Here is a 1091-nt window from a genome sequence, read left to right as displayed (position 1 = left end):
TCTCAGCGGCTGACGGTGGTCTCCTGGCCCACACGCGACAGCTTCTCGGGGTTGCGCACGTGATACAGACCGGCGACGCGGCCGTTGTCCACATGCACCGCCAGCACGCCGTCGATCTGCCCATCGACCCGCACCAGCAGCCCCGGACCGCCGTTGACCTGGACCGGCTCGACCACCCGTTCCACCTGGCGGCCATACCAGCCAGAAGCCAGCAAACGCGCCACCTTGCCGGCCCCCACCACCGGCCGCGGCAGGGCATGGGTGACCCCACCGCCATCACTGAGCGCCACCACATCAGGCGCCAGCAGGTCCAACAGGCCCTGCAGGTCACCGGTCTGCACCGCCCGCTGGAACGCCTGCAGCACCGCGCGGGTCTCGGTAGGGGAGACGGTGGCGCGGGGGCGGCGCGCCGCCACATGCGCCCGAGCCCGGTAGGCGGTCTGGCGCACCGCGGCCGGGCTCTTGTCCACCGCCTGGGCGATCTCGGCATACTCCAGGCCGAACACCTCACGCAGCACAAACACCGCCCGCTCGATGGGCGCCAGGGTCTCCAGCACCAGCAGCATCGCCATCGACACGCTCTGGGCCAGCTCGATGTCCTCGGCCACATCCGGCGCGGTCAGCAACGGCTCGGGCAACCACGGCCCCACATAGGACTCCCTGCGCCGACCCAGCACACGCAGCCGGTCCAGCGCCTTGCGGGTGACGATCCGCACCAGATAGGCGCGCACCTCCCGCACGCTGCCCGGCTCCACCTTCACCCAGCGCAGCCAGGTCTCCTGCAGCACATCCTCAGCATCGGTGGCCGAGCCGAGCATCTCATAGGCCACGGTGAACAGCAGATTGCGGTGAGCCACAAACGCCTCGGTGGCCACACCCACCTGATCCAGCGGCTCGCTCTCGTTGGTGGTCGGTGCGCTGTGCTCCCTCATGCCCGGCTCCCGCCTGCTCGCTCTCAGCCCTGCCACACGCACAAGACGCCGACCCCCACCGCCCTGTAACACCCACGACCGGTGGCCTAGGTCACAAGATCGCGCTGTTACGGGGGCCGGGACGCCGACGTCTGGTGTTCGTCAGGACGCCGCGCCAAC

The 1091-nt window shown here is 70.0% G+C and carries 1 protein-coding gene; it reads right to left on the bottom strand.

Features of this window, described 5'->3' with window-relative positions; translation table 11 throughout:
* Positions 1–2: 2 nt before the first annotated feature.
* Entirely contained in the window at positions 3–932 is a 930-nt protein-coding gene (locus tag AKI01S_RS48615; RefSeq protein ID WP_067833945.1) for an RNA polymerase sigma-70 factor, read from the bottom strand.
* Positions 933–1091 lie beyond the last annotated feature (159 nt).

This window comes from Actinomadura kijaniata NBRC 14229 (assembly GCF_001552175.1).
GTDB classification, from domain to species: Bacteria; Actinomycetota; Actinomycetes; order Streptosporangiales; family Streptosporangiaceae; genus Spirillospora; species Spirillospora kijaniata.
The sequence above is the reverse complement of the archived record's forward strand: the minus strand, read 5'-3'. Positions and strand labels throughout refer to the sequence as shown.

Excerpts from the sequence above, each read along its gene's own strand:
- AKI01S_RS48615 (WP_067833945.1), bottom strand. The coding sequence starts at position 932 with ATGAGGGAGCACAGCGCACCGACCACCAACGAGAGCGAGCCGCTGGAT.